The organism is Pseudomonas sp. IT-196MI5, from assembly GCF_949767415.1.
Lineage (GTDB): Bacteria > Pseudomonadota > Gammaproteobacteria > Pseudomonadales > Pseudomonadaceae > Aquipseudomonas.
Genome location: NZ_CATKPZ010000011.1, coordinates 582,258 through 597,994 on the forward strand (window position 1 = coordinate 582,258; position 15,737 = coordinate 597,994).

Here is a 15,737-nt window from a genome sequence, read left to right on the forward strand (position 1 = left end):
GAAAGCACATACCTCCCGGGCAGGCCGAACTGGCGGCGAACTATATCACTGCAAAGGGTGCGCGCCCAAGGCCAAAGCCGGGGCATGTTCAACTGAATGACCGGTTGAAAGCCCCATTTAGAAGGTTTCCCGTAACAGGTAATGACAATGCGCGACGAACTTGCGTGAGGGATTCCATCATTACCGTTATAATCGCCGACTTTTCATCAGGCTATACGATTTCTGACATGAGCCAATCCAGCGACCTGATTCGATCAGCACAACGCACCATCCGCCTCGAGGTAGAAGCCGTGCAAGGCCTGCTGCCCCATATCGATGCTGATTTCGTACGCGCTTGCGAGATGATTCTGGCCAGCAAAGGCCGCGTAGTCGTGGTCGGCATGGGCAAGTCGGGGCACATCGGCAACAAGATTGCCGCGACCCTGGCCAGCACCGGCACCACGGCATTTTTTGTGCACCCGGCTGAAGCCAGCCACGGCGACATGGGCATGATTACCCGCGACGACATCATTCTGGCGCTCTCGAACTCCGGCTCCACCAATGAAATCGTGACCCTGCTGCCGCTGATCAAGCGCCTGGGCATTCAATTGATCAGCGTGACCGGCAATCCTGACTCCGCGCTGGCCAAGGCCGCCGAGGTCAACCTGAATGTTCACGTCGAGCACGAAGCCTGCCCGCTGAACCTGGCACCGACCTCGTCGACCACCGCCGCCCTGGTCATGGGCGACGCCCTGGCAGTCGCATTGCTGGAAGCCCGTGGCTTTACCGCTGAAGACTTCGCCTTTTCCCATCCAGGCGGCGCCCTCGGCCGACGCCTGCTGCTGAAAGTGGAAAATGTCATGCACGCAGGCCAGGAACTGCCGCAGGTCCAGCGCGGCACCCTGCTCAAGGATGCCCTGATGGAAATGACCCGCAAGGGCCTGGGCATGACCGTCATTCTGGAAGCCGACGGCAAACTGGCCGGAATCTTCACCGACGGCGATTTGCGCCGCACGCTGGACCACAGTATCGATATCCACAACGCCATCATCGACCAGGTCATGACGGCCCATGGCAAGACCGCGCGCGCCGAAATGCTCGCCGCCGAAGCGCTGAAAATCATGGAAGATCATAAAATCAACGCATTGGTCGTGGTCGACAGCGAAGACCGCCCGGTTGGCGCCCTGAACATGCACGACTTGCTGCGTGCAGGAGTAATGTAATGAGTGCGGACCTGTTGCAACGCGGCAAACAGATCAAACTGGCGGTGTTCGATGTCGATGGCGTGTTGACCGATGGCCGCCTGTACTTCCTCGAAGACGGCAGCGAATTCAAGACGTTCAACACACTCGACGGCCAGGGCATCAAGATGCTGATGGCCGCTGGCGTGCAGACCGCCATCATCAGCGGCCGCAAGACCCCGGTGGTGGAACGGCGAGCCAGGAACCTCGGCATCCCGCATCTGTACCAGGGACGCGAGGACAAACTGGTGGTACTCGACGAACTGCTGGCCCAACTCAACCTGAGCTACGAACAGGTGGCCTACCTCGGCGACGACCTGCCGGACCTGCCGGTGATTCGCCGCGTCGGCTTGGGCATGGCAGTGGCCAATGCCGCCAGCTTCGTGCGTGAACACGCTCACGGCATCACCCTCGCCCGTGGTGGTGAAGGTGCCGCTCGCGAATTCTGCGAACTGATCCTGCGTGCCCAGGACCGCCTCGATGCGGCCAATTCTGCGTACCTGTGAGCCCAATATGCTGAGCAAAAAGTTTCGTAACACCCTGATGTTCAGTTTCATCGCGGCGATATTCGCCGCGGTAGGCTACTGGAACATCAGCCCTGAACGCTTCCTCGACAAGCCGGTAACGCCGATCGATGAAAGCACGATCGACTATTACGCCATCAACGCCCACAGCGTGCAGTACCTGCCGGACGGCAAGCTGCAATATGATCTGGTGTCGGACAAGGTCGAGCACCTGAAAGCCACCGAGGTGACATTACTGACCAACCCCGACCTGAACGTATTCCGCGGCACTGAATTCCCGTGGCACGTCCAGAGCCTGCACGGCGAGGTCAACCCTGACGGCACGCAGGTCGAACTGATCGATGACGTGCGTATCACGCGCTTCGACGAGAAAAACCGTAAAACCCTGATCACCAGCACCCGCATGACCGTGTTCCCGCAGCAGCAATATGCGCAGACCGAGCAAGACGTTAGAATCGACGGCGCTGGCGGTGTATCGACTGGCAAGGGAATGAAGGCGTATTTGAAAGAAAGCAGGATACACCTGCTATCGAACGTAAGAGGACAGTATGAGGCTCGTTAAAACCCTCCCGATTTTGCTCAGTCTGGGCGCAGCACTGGGAAGCGTGAGCGCCTGGGCTCTGCCGGAAGATCAACAGCAGCCTATCCGCATTCAGGCCGACGATGCCCAACTGGACGACAAGCAAGGTATTGCCACCTATACCGGTGACGTGATCATTACCCAAGGTACGATGAAGGTTACCGGCAACAAGGTGACCATGACCCGCACCCCGAATGGCGACATCGACGTGGTTACCTCGGTGGGCAACCTGGCCTACTTCGAGCAATTGCAAACGGCGGGCGACACCAAACCCGTCCAGGGCTGGGGTGTGACCATCCAGTACCACGCAACGCAAAATCGCGTTGTGCTGATCGACAAGGCAAAAGTCATCGACAAGGACAACAACACCACCCAAGGTGAGAAAATCGTCTACGACACCGAGAAGAAGCTGGCCAGCGCCGGTCGCGCCACCGGCAGCAAGGTGACCGAGTCGCGTCCGCGTATCGACATGGTGATCCAGCCGAAGAAGAAAACCGACGAGAAAAAGGCCCAGTAATGGCAACTCTGAAAGCTCAGCATCTGGCCAAGAGCTACAAGAGCCGCCAGGTCGTGCGCGACGTCAGCCTGTCCATCGACAGCGGTCAGATCGTCGGCCTGCTTGGCCCGAACGGCGCAGGCAAGACCACCTGCTTCTACATGATCGTCGGCCTGGTGCAAGCCGACCAGGGCCGCGTCCTGATCGATGACCTGGACGTCAGCCACCAGCCGATGCACGGTCGCGCAAAGGCCGGTATCGGCTACCTGCCGCAAGAAGCATCGATTTTCCGCAAACTGTCGGTGGCCGACAACATCATGGCCATCCTCGAGACCCGCAAGGAACTCGACAAGGCCGGTCGTCGCAAGGAACTGGAAAGCCTGCTGCAGGAATTCCACATCAGCCACATCCGCGACAACCTCGGCATGAGCCTGTCTGGTGGTGAGCGCCGTCGCGTAGAAATCGCCCGGGCCCTGGCCACCAACCCGAAATTCATCCTCCTCGACGAACCCTTCGCCGGCGTGGACCCGATTTCGGTCGGGGACATCAAGCAGATCATTCACCACCTCAAGGCCAAAGGCATTGGCGTGCTGATCACTGACCACAACGTTCGTGAAACCCTGGATATCTGTGAAACCGCCTATATCGTCAACGACGGCCAACTGATCGCCGAAGGCGACGCAGAGACCATCCTGGCCAATGACCTGGTCAAGGAAGTGTATCTGGGCCATGAGTTCCGCCTGTAAGCGCTGAGCCGTGCCCAGGCAGTTGCCCGGGCACCTGACCGGCCACTCACCAGCACCTGCGTGCCGACAACCAGGTCAGCCTTTCAACAAAACACAGCGCGGCAACACAGCTTTATAGTTTTTTATTGTTACAGCGCTCTAGGCAAACCCTTCGGTTTCAGGCATATAATTTGCTTAAGTTTGGCGCCCCGGCGCCCTGTAGTGGATGGCGCGTGTGCGCCGGCGAATAAGGTGTTAAGCCCCTGCCATGAAACCATCGCTAGTCTTGAGAATGGGCCAGCAGCTGACGATGACACCGCAGCTGCAACAGGCTATCCGCCTGCTCCAATTGTCGACCCTGGACCTGCAACAGGAAATCCAGGAGGCCCTGGAGTCCAATCCGATGCTCGAACGCCAGGAAGAAGGCGACGACTTCGATAACACCGACCCCTTGGCCGACAACGCCGAACAGAAGCCCAACACCGACATCCAGGAACCTTCCTACCAGGAAAGCGCCCCGACGGTTGATAACCTCGACGAGGGTGACTGGAACGAGCGCATCCCCAACGAACTCCCCGTCGACACCGCGTGGGAAGACGTTTACCAAACCAGCGCCAGCAGTCTGCCCAGCAATGACGACGACGAGTGGGACTTCACCACCCGCACCTCGGCCGGCGAAAGCCTGCAAAGCCACTTGCTGTGGCAACTGAACCTGGCCCCGATGTCCGACACCGATCGCCTGATCGCCGTGACCCTGATCGACTGCATCAACAACCAGGGCTACCTGGACGAAACCCTCGAGGAAATCCTCGACGCCTTCGATCCGGAACTGGACATCGAACTGGACGAAATCGAAGCGGTCCTGCACCGCATCCAGCAATTCGAGCCCGCCGGCATCGGCGCCCGCAACCTGGGCGAATGCCTGCTGCTGCAATTGCGCCAGCTACCTGCCAAGACCCCTTGGCTGGCCGAGGCCAAGCGCCTGGTCACCGATTACATCGACTTGCTTGGCAGCCGCGACTATAGCCAGCTGATGCGCCGCATGAAGCTCAAGGAAGATGAACTACGCCAGGTCATCGAGCTGGTCCAGAGCCTCAATCCGCGCCCGGGTTCACAGATCGAGTCCACCGAAGCCGAGTATGTCGTTCCTGACGTTATCGTGCGCAAGGACAACGAGCGCTGGCTGGTGGAGCTGAATCAGGAGTCGGTGCCACGGCTGCGGGTCAACGCCCAGTACGCCGGCTTCGTGCGTCGCGCCGACACCAGCGCCGACAACACGTTCATGCGCAATCAGTTGCAGGAGGCCCGCTGGTTCATCAAGAGCCTGCAAAGCCGCAATGAAACCCTGATGAAGGTTGCCACCCAGATCGTCGAGCATCAGCGTGGTTTCCTCGAATATGGCGACGAAGCCATGAAGCCGCTGGTCCTGCATGACATCGCCGAAGCGGTCGGCATGCATGAGTCGACGATTTCACGGGTGACCACCCAGAAGTTCATGCACACCCCCCGGGGCATTTACGAACTGAAGTACTTTTTCTCCAGTCACGTCAGCACCTCCGAAGGCGGCGAATGCTCGTCCACGGCAATCCGCGCGATCATCAAAAAACTGGTTGCCGCGGAAAATCAGAAAAAGCCATTGAGTGACAGCAAGATCGCTGGTTTACTGGAGGCACAAGGCATTCAGGTGGCTCGCCGCACCGTCGCCAAGTACCGCGAATCCCTCGGGATCGCGCCTTCGAGCGAACGCAAGCGGTTGATGTAGGGCCACGCCACAGCGTTCCAGTGGCAGATCATCTGATCTGCCGCTTTATGCACTGGCAACGAAGGAGAAGCTGTATGCAAGTCAACATCAGTGGACACCAACTGGAAGTGACCGAACCTCTTCGCACCTACATCGGCGAAAAACTCGAACGATTGGAGCGACATTTCGACAAGATCACTAATGTGCAGGTCACGATGACCGTCGAAAAACTGAAGCAGAAAATCGAAGCCACGCTGCATATTCCCGGGAATGAAGTGGTCGCCAACGCGGAACATACCGACATGTACGCCGCGATCGACGCACTCACCGACAAGCTGGATAAACAACTCAAAAAGCATAAGGAAAAGACCCAGAGCCTCCTTCAGGGCGCAACCGGTCGTTAACACTCCCAACCCATGATCCGACTTGAAAGTATCCTGACCCCCGGCCGTTCCCTGGTGAACGTGCCGGGAGGCAGTAAAAAGAAAGCCCTCGAACAAATTGCCAATCTGATCGCCCGCGAAGTGCCGGCCCTGGAGATGCAAGATGTCTTCGAGGCGCTGATTGCCCGTGAAAAACTCGGCTCCACCGGTTTTGGCAACGGCATCGCTATTCCGCACTGCCGTCTCAAGGGCTGTGTTTCGCCCATCAGTGCATTGATGCACCTGGACGCCCCTATCGACTTCGACGCCATCGACGGCGCGCCGGTTGACCTGCTGTTCGTATTGCTGGTCCCGGAGGCTGCCACCGATGCGCACCTTGAGCTGCTGCGACAGATCGCCAGCATGCTCGACCGCAAGGAAGTTCGCGATAAACTGCGTCATGCTGCAAGCAACGAAGCCCTGTATCAGGTTGTCCTGGACGAGCAAAACGGTCAGTAATCATGCGCTTGATCATCGTCAGTGGCCGCTCCGGCTCAGGTAAAAGTACCGCCCTCGACGTTCTTGAGGACAACGGCTACTACTGCATCGACAATCTGCCTGCCGGTCTGCTGCCGGAACTGGCCGAACGGGCCTTGATTCATACCGAGCTGCTACAGCCGCTGGTCGCCGTTTCCATTGACGCGCGCAACCTGCCCAGCCACCTGTCACGCTTCCCCGAGCTGCTCGAAGAAGTCCGCAACCGCCACATCCAGTGCGATGTGCTGTACCTGGATGCCGACGAAGAAACCTTGCTCAAGCGCTTCTCGGAAACCCGCCGACGTCACCCCCTGACCAACGCCAACCGCTCGCTGGCCGAAGCCATCAGCGTCGAGAGCGACCTGCTCGGGCCGATTGCCGACCTCGCCGATCTCAAGATCAACACCACCAGCCTGAACCTGTACCAGCTGCGCGACGCCATCAAACTGCGTCTGTTGAATCAGCCCGAGCCGGGCACCGCGTTCCTGGTGGAATCCTTCGGGTTCAAGCGTGGCATGCCGGTGGACGCCGACCTGGTATTCGATGTGCGTTGCCTGCCCAACCCTTACTGGAAACCGGAATTGCGCGAGCAGTCCGGGCTCGATCAACCGGTTGCCGAATACCTGGCGGCACAGCCGGATGTCGAAGAGATGTTCCAGGACATTTCCACATACCTGCTAAAGTGGCTGCCTCGTTTTGCCGCCAGCAACCGCGCCTACGTCACCATTGCCATTGGCTGCACTGGCGGACATCATCGTTCCGTCTACCTGACCGAGCGTCTGGGGCAGGCGCTGCAAAAATCCCTGAAGAACGTCCAGGTTCGCCACCGCGACCTCAGCTAAAGGATTCACATCGCGATGCCTGCTCTGGAAATCGAAATCATCAACAAGCTGGGCCTGCATGCCCGTGCTTCTGCAAAATTCGTCGGGGTCGCCGGCCAGTTCAAGGACTGCACGATCAGGGTAGGACGCACACCTGAATCCGCAGTAGATGGCAAAAGCATCATGGCCATGATGATGCTCGCTGCCGGTAAGGGCACCAAAATCCATCTGAGCACGGAAGGCGAGCAGGAACAGGAAGCGATGGACGCGCTGGTAGCCCTGATCAATAACTACTTCGACGAAGGCGAATAAACATCAAAAGATCGTTGCCGAAGGCTGCGATCTTTTGATCCACAAAAAAAGCCGCGCCACCCATTGGATGGCGCGCCTTTTTTATGCAACGGTCTGAGCTTAGCTACCCGCCACCGTCATCCGCTCGATCAGCACGGAACCTGTGCGAATGTTGCTGCGCAGTTCCAGATCGTTACCCACGGCAACGATCTGCTTGAACATGTCGCGCATGTTGCCGGCGATGGTCACTTCCTGGACCGCGAACTGGATTTCCCCGTTCTCGACCCAGTAACCCGCCGCGCCCCGGGAATAATCGCCGGTGACCATGTTCAGCCCCTGGCCCATCAACTCGGTGACCAACAGTCCGCGCCCCATGCGCCGCAGCAAGGCCGCCTGGTCTTCATCACCATGGGTGACGAACAGGTTGTGCACACCGCCGGCGTTGGCCGTACTTGGCATGCCAAGTTTGCGGCCGGAGTAGGTGCCGAGGATGTACGACACCAACTCGCCTTTTTCGACGAACGGTTTAGCGTAGGTTGCCAGGCCATCGCCATCGAACGCCGCGCTGCCCAAGGCTCGCATCAGGTGCGGACGCTCGTCGATGGTCAGCCATTCCGGGAACAGCTTCTGGCCCAGTGTGCCTTCAAGGAACGACGACTTGCGATACAGGCTGCCGCCGGAAATCGCCGACAGGAAACTGCCGAACAGCCCCCCGGCCAACTCGGCGGAAAACAGCACCGGCACCTCGCAAGTCGGCACCGGCCGCGCGCCCAGACGGCTCGCCGCCCGTTGTGCGGCACGCTGACCGATGCTGACCGGGTCGGCGAGCAGATTGCCCTGGCGGTTCACGTCGTACCAGTAATCGCGCTGCATCTGGCCGTCCGCTTCGGCGATCATCACGCAGCTCAAGCTGTGACGAGTCGATGCGTAACCGCCGATAAACCCGTGGCTGTTGCCATAAACGCGGCAACCCTGATGGGTACTGAGGGTAGTGCCGTCAGCGTTCTTGATCCGGCTGTCGGCGGCAAACGCCGCGGCTTCGCAGGCCAGGGCCTGCTCGATGGCCTGCTCAGGCGTGATGTCCCATTGGTGGAACAGGTCGAAATCCTGAATATCCCGGGCCATCAGTGCGGCATCCGCCAGGCCCGAGGCTTCGTCTTCCGAAGTGTGCTTGGCGATGGCCAGTGCAGCGGCGACGGTTTCGCGAATCGCTTCCGGACCGCTGGCCGACGTGCTGGCCGAGCCTTTGCGCTGACCGACGTACAAGGTGATGCCAAAACCCTGATCGCGGTTGAATTCTACCGTTTCGACTTCACGCTGGCGCACCGTGGTCGACAAGCCCTGCTCCAGTGACACCGCCACTTCACAGGCGCTGGCCCCCTGGCGTTTGGCTTCAGCGATGATCTGCTCGACTTGTTCCTGCAGTGCCGGCAACGCTTGTGGGCCGACGCTTTCAACTGCACTCATGCTGTTCTCCACTCAAATTCTGCTTTCGGTAACGGTCATCGAGCGACCGGGCCGGACAAGCGGCCCCCGACTGGTTATCATGGCGGCGTTTCTTTGCGGACGGCCACCATGGTTGATTCTTACGACGACTCCCTCGATACGGGAGAAAAAAGCAAATCCCAGGTCAAACGCGAGCTGCATGCTCTGGTTGACCTTGGCGAGCGCCTTACAACACTCAAGCCTGACTTGCTGGCAAAACTGCCCTTGACCGACGGAATGCGTCGGGCTCTGGCCGATGCGCCCAAGCACACCGCGAACATCGCGCGTAAACGGCACCTTCAGTTCATCGGCAAACTGATGCGCGATCAGGACACTGCCGCCATTCTGGTTTTGCTCGATCAACTCGATGCCTCCACCCGTCAATACAACGAACGCTTCCATAACCTGGAGCGCTGGCGCGATCGTCTGATCGCCGGCGACGATGCCGTTCTGGAAAAATTCGTCGTCGACTACCCGGACGCGGACCGCCAGCAATTGCGTTCCCTGATCCGTCAGGCCCAGCATGAGGTGGCGCAAAACAAGCCTCCTGCTGCCAGCCGTAAAATCTTCAAGTACATCCGTGAGCTGGACGAGACTCAACGCGGTCTGCGTTAATTCTCCGAAGCTCTTGCAGGAGCTGCCGAAGGCTGCGATCTTTTGATCTTGAAAAAAGGCAAAGATCGCAGCCTGCGGCAGCTCCTACAGGGGATGCTCCCATCCTTATGCGCCCGTACCACCCACGGTGATCGCATCAATCTTCAGCGTTGGCTGGCCGACACCCACCGGCACCGACTGCCCATCCTTGCCACACGTGCCCACACCGCTGTCCAGCGACAGATCATTACCAACCATCGACACTTTGCTCATGGCTTCCGGCCCGTTGCCGATCAGGGTCGCGCCTTTGACCGGCGCAGTGATCTTGCCGTCTTCGATCAGGTACGCCTCGCTGGTGGAGAACACGAACTTGCCGCTGGTGATGTCCACCTGACCACCACCCAGGTTGGCACAGTAGATGCCGCGCTTCACCGAGGCGATGATTTCCGCAGGGTCGCTTTCGCCGGCGAGCATGTAGGTGTTGGTCATGCGCGGCATCGGCAGGTGCGCGTAGGATTCGCGACGGCCGTTACCGGTACGCGCCACGCCCATCAGGCGCGCGTTGAGCTTGTCCTGCATGTAGCCCTTGAGCACGCCGTTTTCGATCAGCGTGGTGCATTCGGTCGGCGTGCCTTCGTCATCGACACTCAATGAACCACGGCGACCGGCCAGGGTGCCGTCATCGACAATAGTGCAAAGCTTCGACGCAACCATCTCACCCATGCGCCCGCTGTAAGCCGAGCTGCCTTTGCGGTTGAAGTCGCCTTCCAGGCCGTGACCGACCGCTTCGTGCAACAGCACGCCCGACCAACCGGAACCAAGCACCACCGGCAAGGTACCGGCCGGCGCCGGAATGGCTTCAAGGTTGACCAGTGCCTGACGTAACGCTTCACGGGCATAGCCCATGGCGCGGTCTTCGCCGAGGAAGTAACGGTAATCGGTCCGCCCGCCGCCGCCATGGCCACCGCGCTCGCGGCGACCGTTCTGCTCGACGATCACGCTGACATTGAAACGCACCAGTGGCCGCACATCCGCCGCCAGACCGCCGTCGGTGGAAGCCACCAGAATCCGCTCCCAGACACCGGCCATGCTCACGGTGACTTGCTGGATGCGTGGGTCGAGGGCGCGGGTCGCGGCGTCGACTCGCTTGAGCAAATCGACTTTCTCGGCGCGGGTCAGCACTTCCAGCGGATTGTCCGGCGCATACAACTGCGCGACGTCCTGGCTGGTGAACGCCTGCACGGTGCCATGCTGCCCGGCCCGGGAAATCGAACGGGCGGCACGCGCCGCCGCGCCCAGGGCTTCAAGAGTAATGGCATTGCTGTAGGCAAAACCGGTTTTTTCGCCCGATTGCGCACGCACGCCGACACCCTGGTCAAGGTTGAAGCTGCCTTCCTTGACGATGCCGTCTTCCAGCGCCCAGGACTCGGAGATCTGCCCCTGGAAATACAGGTCGGCCGCATCGATGCCCGGCCCGGCCAAGTCGCCGAGCACGCCTTGCAGGCTCTCGATCGTGACGCCACCGGGCGCCAGCAGGTGTTCACTGACTGAGGACAACAACTCGCTCATATGCTTTACGCCTTAAATTCGTCGTTCTGATGCAGGTCGCTGGGCGCCCTGCGAGAAAAAGCGCCGGTGACTGGACACCGGCATCCGCGCCCGGATGGACGCCTGTTCGCTGCTGTCGCGTTCGGCCAGCAGTACGGCCTCACCCTGATCCTGTTGTGCCAGCACACGCCCCCAAGGGTCGACGATGGCCGCATGGCCAAAGGTTTCCCGCGGCCCCGGATGCGTCCCGCCCTGGGCGGCCGCGAGCACATAACATTGCGTCTCGATGGCCCGCGCACGTATCAGCACATCCCAATGCGCCGCGCCGGTCACCGCGGTGAAAGCCGAAGGCGCGGTAATCAGTTCCGCGCCGGCCGCGCGCAATTCGCTGTACAGCTCGGGAAAGCGCAGGTCATAGCAGACCGTCAGGCCAACCCGGCCGACGGGCGTGTCCGCCACGACCACTGCGTTGCCATAAGCATAGTCATCGGATTCACGATAACGGCCACGATTGTCCGCCACGTCCACATCGAACAGGTGCAGCTTATCGTAGCGCGCCACCGTTTCGCCCTGGTCATCGACCAGCAACGAACAGGCATGGGCTTTCGCCGTCGGCTGATCCACCGGCGGCAACGGCAACGTGCCGGCCACTATCCATAACTTGAGGTCGCGTGCGGTCTGTTTCAACCAGGGCAGGATCGGCCCTTCGCCCAAGGCTTCGGCGCGCCCGATGTCGGCAACGTCGCGCCGGCCCATGGCGGCGAAGTTTTCCGGCAATACCGCGAGCTTCGCGCCACCGGCGGCCGCTTGCTCGAGCAGTCGACGGGCCTGGGCCAGATTAGCCGGCACATCGCTCTGGCTGACCATTTGAATCACCGCTACAGACATGGCGCACTCCTGGAATCGTATGCGGCCATGCTACTCCATCGACTTGCCGAGTGCCTTTTGAAAAAGGACCTCAAAACGCCTTGTCGAAGGTGATTTTCGGTTCTTTCCATGGCCCTTGAACCGTGTACTTCACACTGGCGAAACGCGAGACGCGGTCGCCGATCAGCTTGTCGATCAGGAACAGTGCTCCGCCGACCGCGGGCGCACCGACGATCAGTGCGGCAATCGGCAGGTTATTGGTCACCGGCAAGGTCACCAGCAGCTTCGCATCGATCTGATCGGCCACCATGTTCAGGGTGCCGTCGAGTTCGATGGTGCTCGACGGGCCGGTCAGCCGGATCGGCTCACGGGTGACATATACGCCATTGGTCCCAACCAGCAGCCCCTTGACCCGGTCATAACTCAGACCTTTGCCGAACAGGTCGGAGAAGTCCAGGCGCAGGCGCCGGCCGATGGAGTTGAAGTTGAGCAAACCAAATACCCGCAACGCCTGGGCACTGCCTTCGACCTCGACGAACTGGCCCTGATTGAGCGTCGCATCGAGCGAGCCGGAGAAGCGTTTAGTCGCTACCCAGGCCGGCGAGCCGGGCCAGCGGCCATCGACATCCATATAAAAGTCCTGGCTGGTGACACTCGGCGCAAACCCCCAGCCCTTGAGCACATCGGCCAGGTTCTTGCCGCTGATGCGTCCCTTGTACCAGCTGTTGCTGGCGCCGGGCACGCCCTCCCAACCACCGCTGCCCACCAACAGTAGGCCCTTGAGGCCCAGGTCCAGCGAGTTGAACACAATGCCCTTGGGCGTAGGACGAATCTTCAGCGACCAGCCCCCTACCAGATCCTGTCCCTGGAATAACTGATTGATGGTGATGTCCATCGCGGGGATTTTCGTCGGGTCCACCGACGCCAGCGGATCCGGCGAGTTTTCATCGGCCAGCACGGCCGGGTCCGGTGCCGGCAGGCGCACGGTTTGCAGATTGATCGTGATCGGCGTGGCTTTCGCATCGGGCAGATTGGCACTGCCCTTGATCTGCTGGCTGTCGAGTTGCAGCGCCCAGGCGGAAGGCTTGCGCGCCAGCTGAATCGAGGCCTGGTCGAGCGTGGTGCCGATACCGCTAAGCTTGTCCACCTTGAAGTCCGCGCCGCTGAGCAACTGCCTGGCGCTGCCGCCGGGGTCCTCTCCTGCGTATTTATCCGCCAGATCCTTCCACGGGCCAACGTCCAGCTCCGACAGTACGCCCCGTATCCGCAGGCCTTTGGCGCCAGGCAACACGGCTTCGCCGGAACCGAGGAACAATTCCCCGCGACCGTCAGCGAAATTGCTGGCCGGGGCCGCAAACGTGAAACCCGCCAGGTCCCCGTAGTTGACCCAATAACGCCGTTCGTCGCCCTGCAAGGTCATGCGGAACGTTGTGTCGCGCCCGGCATCGGCGGCCATGCCGAACGGCGCAGGCAAATCGACGGCTACGCCCTTGAGGTTGGAATTGACCAGCAATTGGCTGTCGGCGTCATTGAGGGTCAGTTGCAGTTGATAAGGGATCACGCCACTCACCGGCAGAGGCTGGGTCACCTTCAGCCAGTCGGTCAGTTTCCTGACCTCGACCTGGCCCGACGCGGTCACCCGGGTATTGAGCTTACCCGGGCTGCCGTCGGCAAAAATCCGTGCGGTGACCGGCTTGTCGAACGCCCGTGCGCTGATGTTCTGCCCGCTCAGGCCCCTGGCACTGTCGAAACGGAAATCACCTTTGAGTTGGGTCAGCTCCAGCACAGGTTCAGCCAGTTTCAAGCGTGCCTTGGCGGTCTTGAAATCGACGAGAATCTTCGGCTCCTCGCCTTTGGCCAGCGGAATATCCAGCTTCAACTTGCCTTGCAGATCACCCTCGCCTTCCCACCCGGCAAAGGTTGCCCCGGTACCGATTGGCGCTTCCTGGAGGATTTTCAGGCCATCGCCCAAACCGCCGGAAAATCCGCCATCGAGGAACAAATGAACGTTCTGCCCGGCAGGCACATGGGGAATGTTGACGTAAACATCGTTGACCTGGGTATCGAGCAACTGGCCCTTGCTGGCCAGAATCCGCACGCCGCTGTCTTCGACAAACACATCGCCGCTGACCTTGCTGACATGGGGCCAGCCCGGCTGGAAGGCCAGTTCGGCATCGTGAACCTTGAAGAACAGGCTGATACTACGATCCTCGTCTGCGGCACCATGGTTGAGCGACCCTTGATACTGGAAGAAGCCTTGGTCCACCGCGCCCTTGAGAATCGCCGTGCGCAGCCATTCGTCCAGCGCCGGGCTGAGGACTGTCGGCAAGTACTTGGCGGTGTAGCGACCGTCTCCGTCCACCATGCCAACCCGCAGGTCCATGTAGTCTTCCTGGGTGTGATCGAAATGCAGGCGAATCAGGAAGTCGCCGGCGATCTTGCCTTCCTCGCCCAGCACCTTCAGGTACGGCGCGATCAGGGTGAAACCTTCTTTATCGAGCTTCCAGGTCAGCCGCGCATTGGCCTGAATGTACTGCCATGGCTTGGCGAAAATCGGGTCCAGGTGCAGCATGAAATCCTTGCTGTCCATGCGCAATTCGCCGCGCCCCAGGTCACCACTGATGCTGCCGCTGACATTTCGCGCCGCCGGCGCACCGTGATAGGCATCGAAGCCTACCTGGTCGAGATTGGCGGCAAAGCCGAACTTGCTGTCGTCTGTAGCATTGGGGCGGAAATCGACCAGCACGTTACGCAGGCTGCCCGTGACTTTGAGCCGCTCGACGACCGTGGCCAAACCTTCTGGCAACGGCGCCAGAGCGTTGAGCAGCGGGGTCAGCGGAGTGAGATCGACCCGGTCGGCTTGCAAGTGCCAGAGCTCTTCGGTTTTATCAGTGGCCGCGTTTTGCTTGAGTTGCAAATGCGTTTCCCAGCGGGTCTCACCGAGGTTCATCGCCAGGGAATCGAGAATCACTGACGCGCCTTCAGCACTGCGCTGGAAGTAGCCGTTCAGGGCCAGATTGTTGATCTGGATCTGCTTGCGCTCAGAGTAGGCACCCTTGAGTTGTGGTGCATTCAAACGGACCGCAGCACTTTGCAGGGCACCTTTGCCCCAGGTCAGCCAAAACTCGCCGCCGGCTTTGATCTCAGAGAAACTCCACTCTTGGGTCACTCGCTCGGGCAACCATTTCGACCAGTCGCTTTGCGGCAGGCTCAGGTAGACCTCGGCTTCACTGTCCTGCCATTGACTGGCTCGAATGCGGGTGCGCAGACTCATCGCCACCGGCTGCCCGTCAGGCAGTGTCAGCCGCGCGTCGAGCCGCTGCCGTGACGCCCCGGTTTTCAGATTGAGGCCGACGTAGTTCAGGGTCAGCGGCGACTGTGCAAACGGCTGCAAGGTCACCTGGCTGTCGAGTACCGACAGTTGCTGGATCATCTGCATACGATTGAGCAACTGTTCCGGATCGGTTGGTTGATCCTGTTGCACTGGCAAACCTTCCAGTGCCCATTGACCGTCGTTACCCTCCTTGACGCTGATCTTCAGGCCACTGAGTTCCAGATGAGCGATGCGTACCTGTCGCGCCAGAAGACTGGCCCAAAGGTCCGGCACCGCACGCACCTGTTCCAGGTGCAAGGCATTGGCGCCCTCGCCGACCGTCACGTCGTGCGCCATCAGTATGGGGGCGAATCCACTCCAGTTGCCTTCGAGTTCACCGATCTGCAACGGCATGCCCAAGACATCGCTGGCTTTGGTTTCGATGTCGGCACGGTACTCGGCGACTAACGGCGTCAGCTCCCGGCCGAGGCTGACGTAGAGCGCCATCAACACCAAAATCAACGCGCACAGGCCCAGACCCCAGCGGGTCAGTGCGGCCAAAATGCGTGTCAGACGGTCCATGTCAGGTGGCCCCCATGGCAAAAGTTTTGCAAAAAGCTGAGGCCAGCCATT

Annotated in this window: 15 protein-coding genes; 11 read left to right on the top strand and 4 right to left on the bottom strand. The window is 60.2% G+C overall.

The window, feature by feature from the left end; all coding sequences use genetic code 11:
• The first annotated feature begins 227 nt into the window (after nucleotides 1–227).
• From ACM6IK_RS10210 to ACM6IK_RS10255, 10 genes are all read left to right on the top strand, one after another.
• On the top strand, nucleotides 228–1,202 hold the full coding sequence (locus ACM6IK_RS10210; RefSeq protein WP_414874201.1) for a KpsF/GutQ family sugar-phosphate isomerase: 975 nt from the start codon (nucleotides 228–230) through the stop codon (nucleotides 1,200–1,202).
• Complete coding sequence (locus ACM6IK_RS10215; protein ID WP_414874202.1) at nucleotides 1,202–1,726, top strand: KdsC family phosphatase; 525 nt, start codon at nucleotides 1,202–1,204, stop codon at nucleotides 1,724–1,726. Before ACM6IK_RS10210 ends, ACM6IK_RS10215 begins: the two co-directional genes overlap by 1 nt.
• Nucleotides 1,727–1,733: 7 nt before the next feature.
• Nucleotides 1,734–2,306: an LPS export ABC transporter periplasmic protein LptC gene (gene lptC / locus ACM6IK_RS10220; protein WP_414874203.1), complete on the top strand. Its 573-nt coding sequence runs from the start codon at nucleotides 1,734–1,736 to the stop codon at nucleotides 2,304–2,306.
• Nucleotides 2,293–2,841: a lipopolysaccharide transport periplasmic protein LptA gene (gene lptA, locus ACM6IK_RS10225; RefSeq protein WP_414874204.1), complete on the top strand. Its 549-nt coding sequence runs from the start codon at nucleotides 2,293–2,295 to the stop codon at nucleotides 2,839–2,841. Before lptC ends, lptA begins: the two co-directional genes overlap by 14 nt.
• Nucleotides 2,841–3,566 (top strand): LPS export ABC transporter ATP-binding protein, encoded by a 726-nt coding sequence (gene lptB, locus ACM6IK_RS10230; RefSeq protein ID WP_008054366.1) that lies wholly within the window; start codon nucleotides 2,841–2,843, stop codon nucleotides 3,564–3,566. Before lptA ends, lptB begins: the two co-directional genes overlap by 1 nt.
• Nucleotides 3,567–3,813: 247 nt before the next feature.
• The gene (locus tag ACM6IK_RS10235) at nucleotides 3,814–5,307 is read left to right on the top strand and encodes an RNA polymerase factor sigma-54 (RefSeq protein WP_414874205.1); all 1,494 of its coding nucleotides are present in this window, start codon (nucleotides 3,814–3,816) and stop codon (nucleotides 5,305–5,307) included.
• 74 nt (nucleotides 5,308–5,381) lie between these two features.
• Nucleotides 5,382–5,690, top strand: coding sequence for a ribosome hibernation-promoting factor, HPF/YfiA family (gene hpf / locus ACM6IK_RS10240; protein WP_007941242.1), 309 nt, complete (start codon nucleotides 5,382–5,384; stop codon nucleotides 5,688–5,690).
• A 12-nt stretch (nucleotides 5,691–5,702) separates the two neighbouring features.
• Complete coding sequence (ptsN, locus tag ACM6IK_RS10245) at nucleotides 5,703–6,167, top strand: PTS IIA-like nitrogen regulatory protein PtsN (RefSeq protein ID WP_414874206.1); 465 nt, start codon at nucleotides 5,703–5,705, stop codon at nucleotides 6,165–6,167.
• Between the two features lie 2 nt (nucleotides 6,168–6,169).
• Entirely contained in the window at nucleotides 6,170–7,027 is an 858-nt protein-coding gene (gene rapZ / locus ACM6IK_RS10250) for an RNase adapter RapZ (protein ID WP_414874207.1), read from the top strand.
• Between the two features lie 15 nt (nucleotides 7,028–7,042).
• Nucleotides 7,043–7,318 (top strand): HPr family phosphocarrier protein, encoded by a 276-nt coding sequence (locus tag ACM6IK_RS10255; protein ID WP_414874208.1) that lies wholly within the window; start codon nucleotides 7,043–7,045, stop codon nucleotides 7,316–7,318.
• A gap of 99 nt (nucleotides 7,319–7,417) precedes the next feature.
• Here the strand turns inward: ACM6IK_RS10255 and pmbA are convergent, their stop codons facing one another.
• Nucleotides 7,418–8,764: a metalloprotease PmbA gene (gene pmbA, locus ACM6IK_RS10260; RefSeq protein WP_150727438.1), complete on the bottom strand. Its 1,347-nt coding sequence runs from the start codon at nucleotides 8,762–8,764 to the stop codon at nucleotides 7,418–7,420.
• A gap of 108 nt (nucleotides 8,765–8,872) precedes the next feature.
• On the opposite strand from pmbA, the gene yjgA reads away from it, so the two are divergent.
• Nucleotides 8,873–9,397: a ribosome biogenesis factor YjgA gene (gene yjgA, locus ACM6IK_RS10265; protein WP_108218197.1), complete on the top strand. Its 525-nt coding sequence runs from the start codon at nucleotides 8,873–8,875 to the stop codon at nucleotides 9,395–9,397.
• Nucleotides 9,398–9,502: 105 nt separating this feature from the next.
• Here yjgA and tldD read toward each other — a convergent pair whose 3' ends face one another.
• The 3 genes from tldD to ACM6IK_RS10280 all read right to left on the bottom strand — a co-directional run bounded on the left by tldD (nucleotide 9,503) and on the right by ACM6IK_RS10280 (nucleotide 15,686).
• Entirely contained in the window at nucleotides 9,503–10,945 is a 1,443-nt protein-coding gene (gene tldD / locus ACM6IK_RS10270) for a metalloprotease TldD (RefSeq protein ID WP_218429285.1), read from the bottom strand.
• A 12-nt stretch (nucleotides 10,946–10,957) separates the two neighbouring features.
• Nucleotides 10,958–11,812 carry a carbon-nitrogen hydrolase family protein gene (locus ACM6IK_RS10275; protein ID WP_414874209.1) on the bottom strand — a complete coding sequence of 285 codons (855 nt, stop codon included), beginning with the start codon at nucleotides 11,810–11,812 and terminating at the stop codon, nucleotides 10,958–10,960.
• A 70-nt stretch (nucleotides 11,813–11,882) separates the two neighbouring features.
• On the bottom strand, nucleotides 11,883–15,686 hold the full coding sequence (locus ACM6IK_RS10280; protein ID WP_414874210.1) for a YhdP family protein: 3,804 nt from the start codon (nucleotides 15,684–15,686) through the stop codon (nucleotides 11,883–11,885).
• Between the last annotated feature and the right edge of the window lie 51 nt (nucleotides 15,687–15,737).

Bases quoted from the DNA above. Each gene is read 5' to 3' on its own strand.
- tldD (WP_218429285.1), bottom strand. From the start codon at position 10,945: ATGAGCGAGTTGTTGTCCTCAGTCAGTGAACACCTGCTGGCGCCCGGT.
- ACM6IK_RS10275 (WP_414874209.1), bottom strand. From the start codon at position 11,812: ATGTCTGTAGCGGTGATTCAAATGGTCAGCCAGAGCGATGTGCCGGCT.
- ACM6IK_RS10255 (WP_414874208.1), top strand. From the start codon at position 7,043: ATGCCTGCTCTGGAAATCGAAATCATCAACAAGCTGGGCCTGCATGCC.
- lptC (WP_414874203.1), top strand. From the start codon at position 1,734: ATGCTGAGCAAAAAGTTTCGTAACACCCTGATGTTCAGTTTCATCGCG.
- ACM6IK_RS10210 (WP_414874201.1), top strand. From the start codon at position 228: ATGAGCCAATCCAGCGACCTGATTCGATCAGCACAACGCACCATCCGC.
- rapZ (WP_414874207.1), top strand. From the start codon at position 6,170: ATGCGCTTGATCATCGTCAGTGGCCGCTCCGGCTCAGGTAAAAGTACC.
- ACM6IK_RS10215 (WP_414874202.1), top strand. From the start codon at position 1,202: ATGAGTGCGGACCTGTTGCAACGCGGCAAACAGATCAAACTGGCGGTG.
- hpf (WP_007941242.1), top strand. From the start codon at position 5,382: ATGCAAGTCAACATCAGTGGACACCAACTGGAAGTGACCGAACCTCTT.
- ACM6IK_RS10235 (WP_414874205.1), top strand. From the start codon at position 3,814: ATGAAACCATCGCTAGTCTTGAGAATGGGCCAGCAGCTGACGATGACA.
- ptsN (WP_414874206.1), top strand. From the start codon at position 5,703: ATGATCCGACTTGAAAGTATCCTGACCCCCGGCCGTTCCCTGGTGAAC.
- pmbA (WP_150727438.1), bottom strand. From the start codon at position 8,764: ATGAGTGCAGTTGAAAGCGTCGGCCCACAAGCGTTGCCGGCACTGCAG.
- ACM6IK_RS10280 (WP_414874210.1), bottom strand. From the start codon at position 15,686: ATGGACCGTCTGACACGCATTTTGGCCGCACTGACCCGCTGGGGTCTG.
- yjgA (WP_108218197.1), top strand. From the start codon at position 8,873: ATGGTTGATTCTTACGACGACTCCCTCGATACGGGAGAAAAAAGCAAA.
- lptA (WP_414874204.1), top strand. From the start codon at position 2,293: ATGAGGCTCGTTAAAACCCTCCCGATTTTGCTCAGTCTGGGCGCAGCA.
- lptB (WP_008054366.1), top strand. From the start codon at position 2,841: ATGGCAACTCTGAAAGCTCAGCATCTGGCCAAGAGCTACAAGAGCCGC.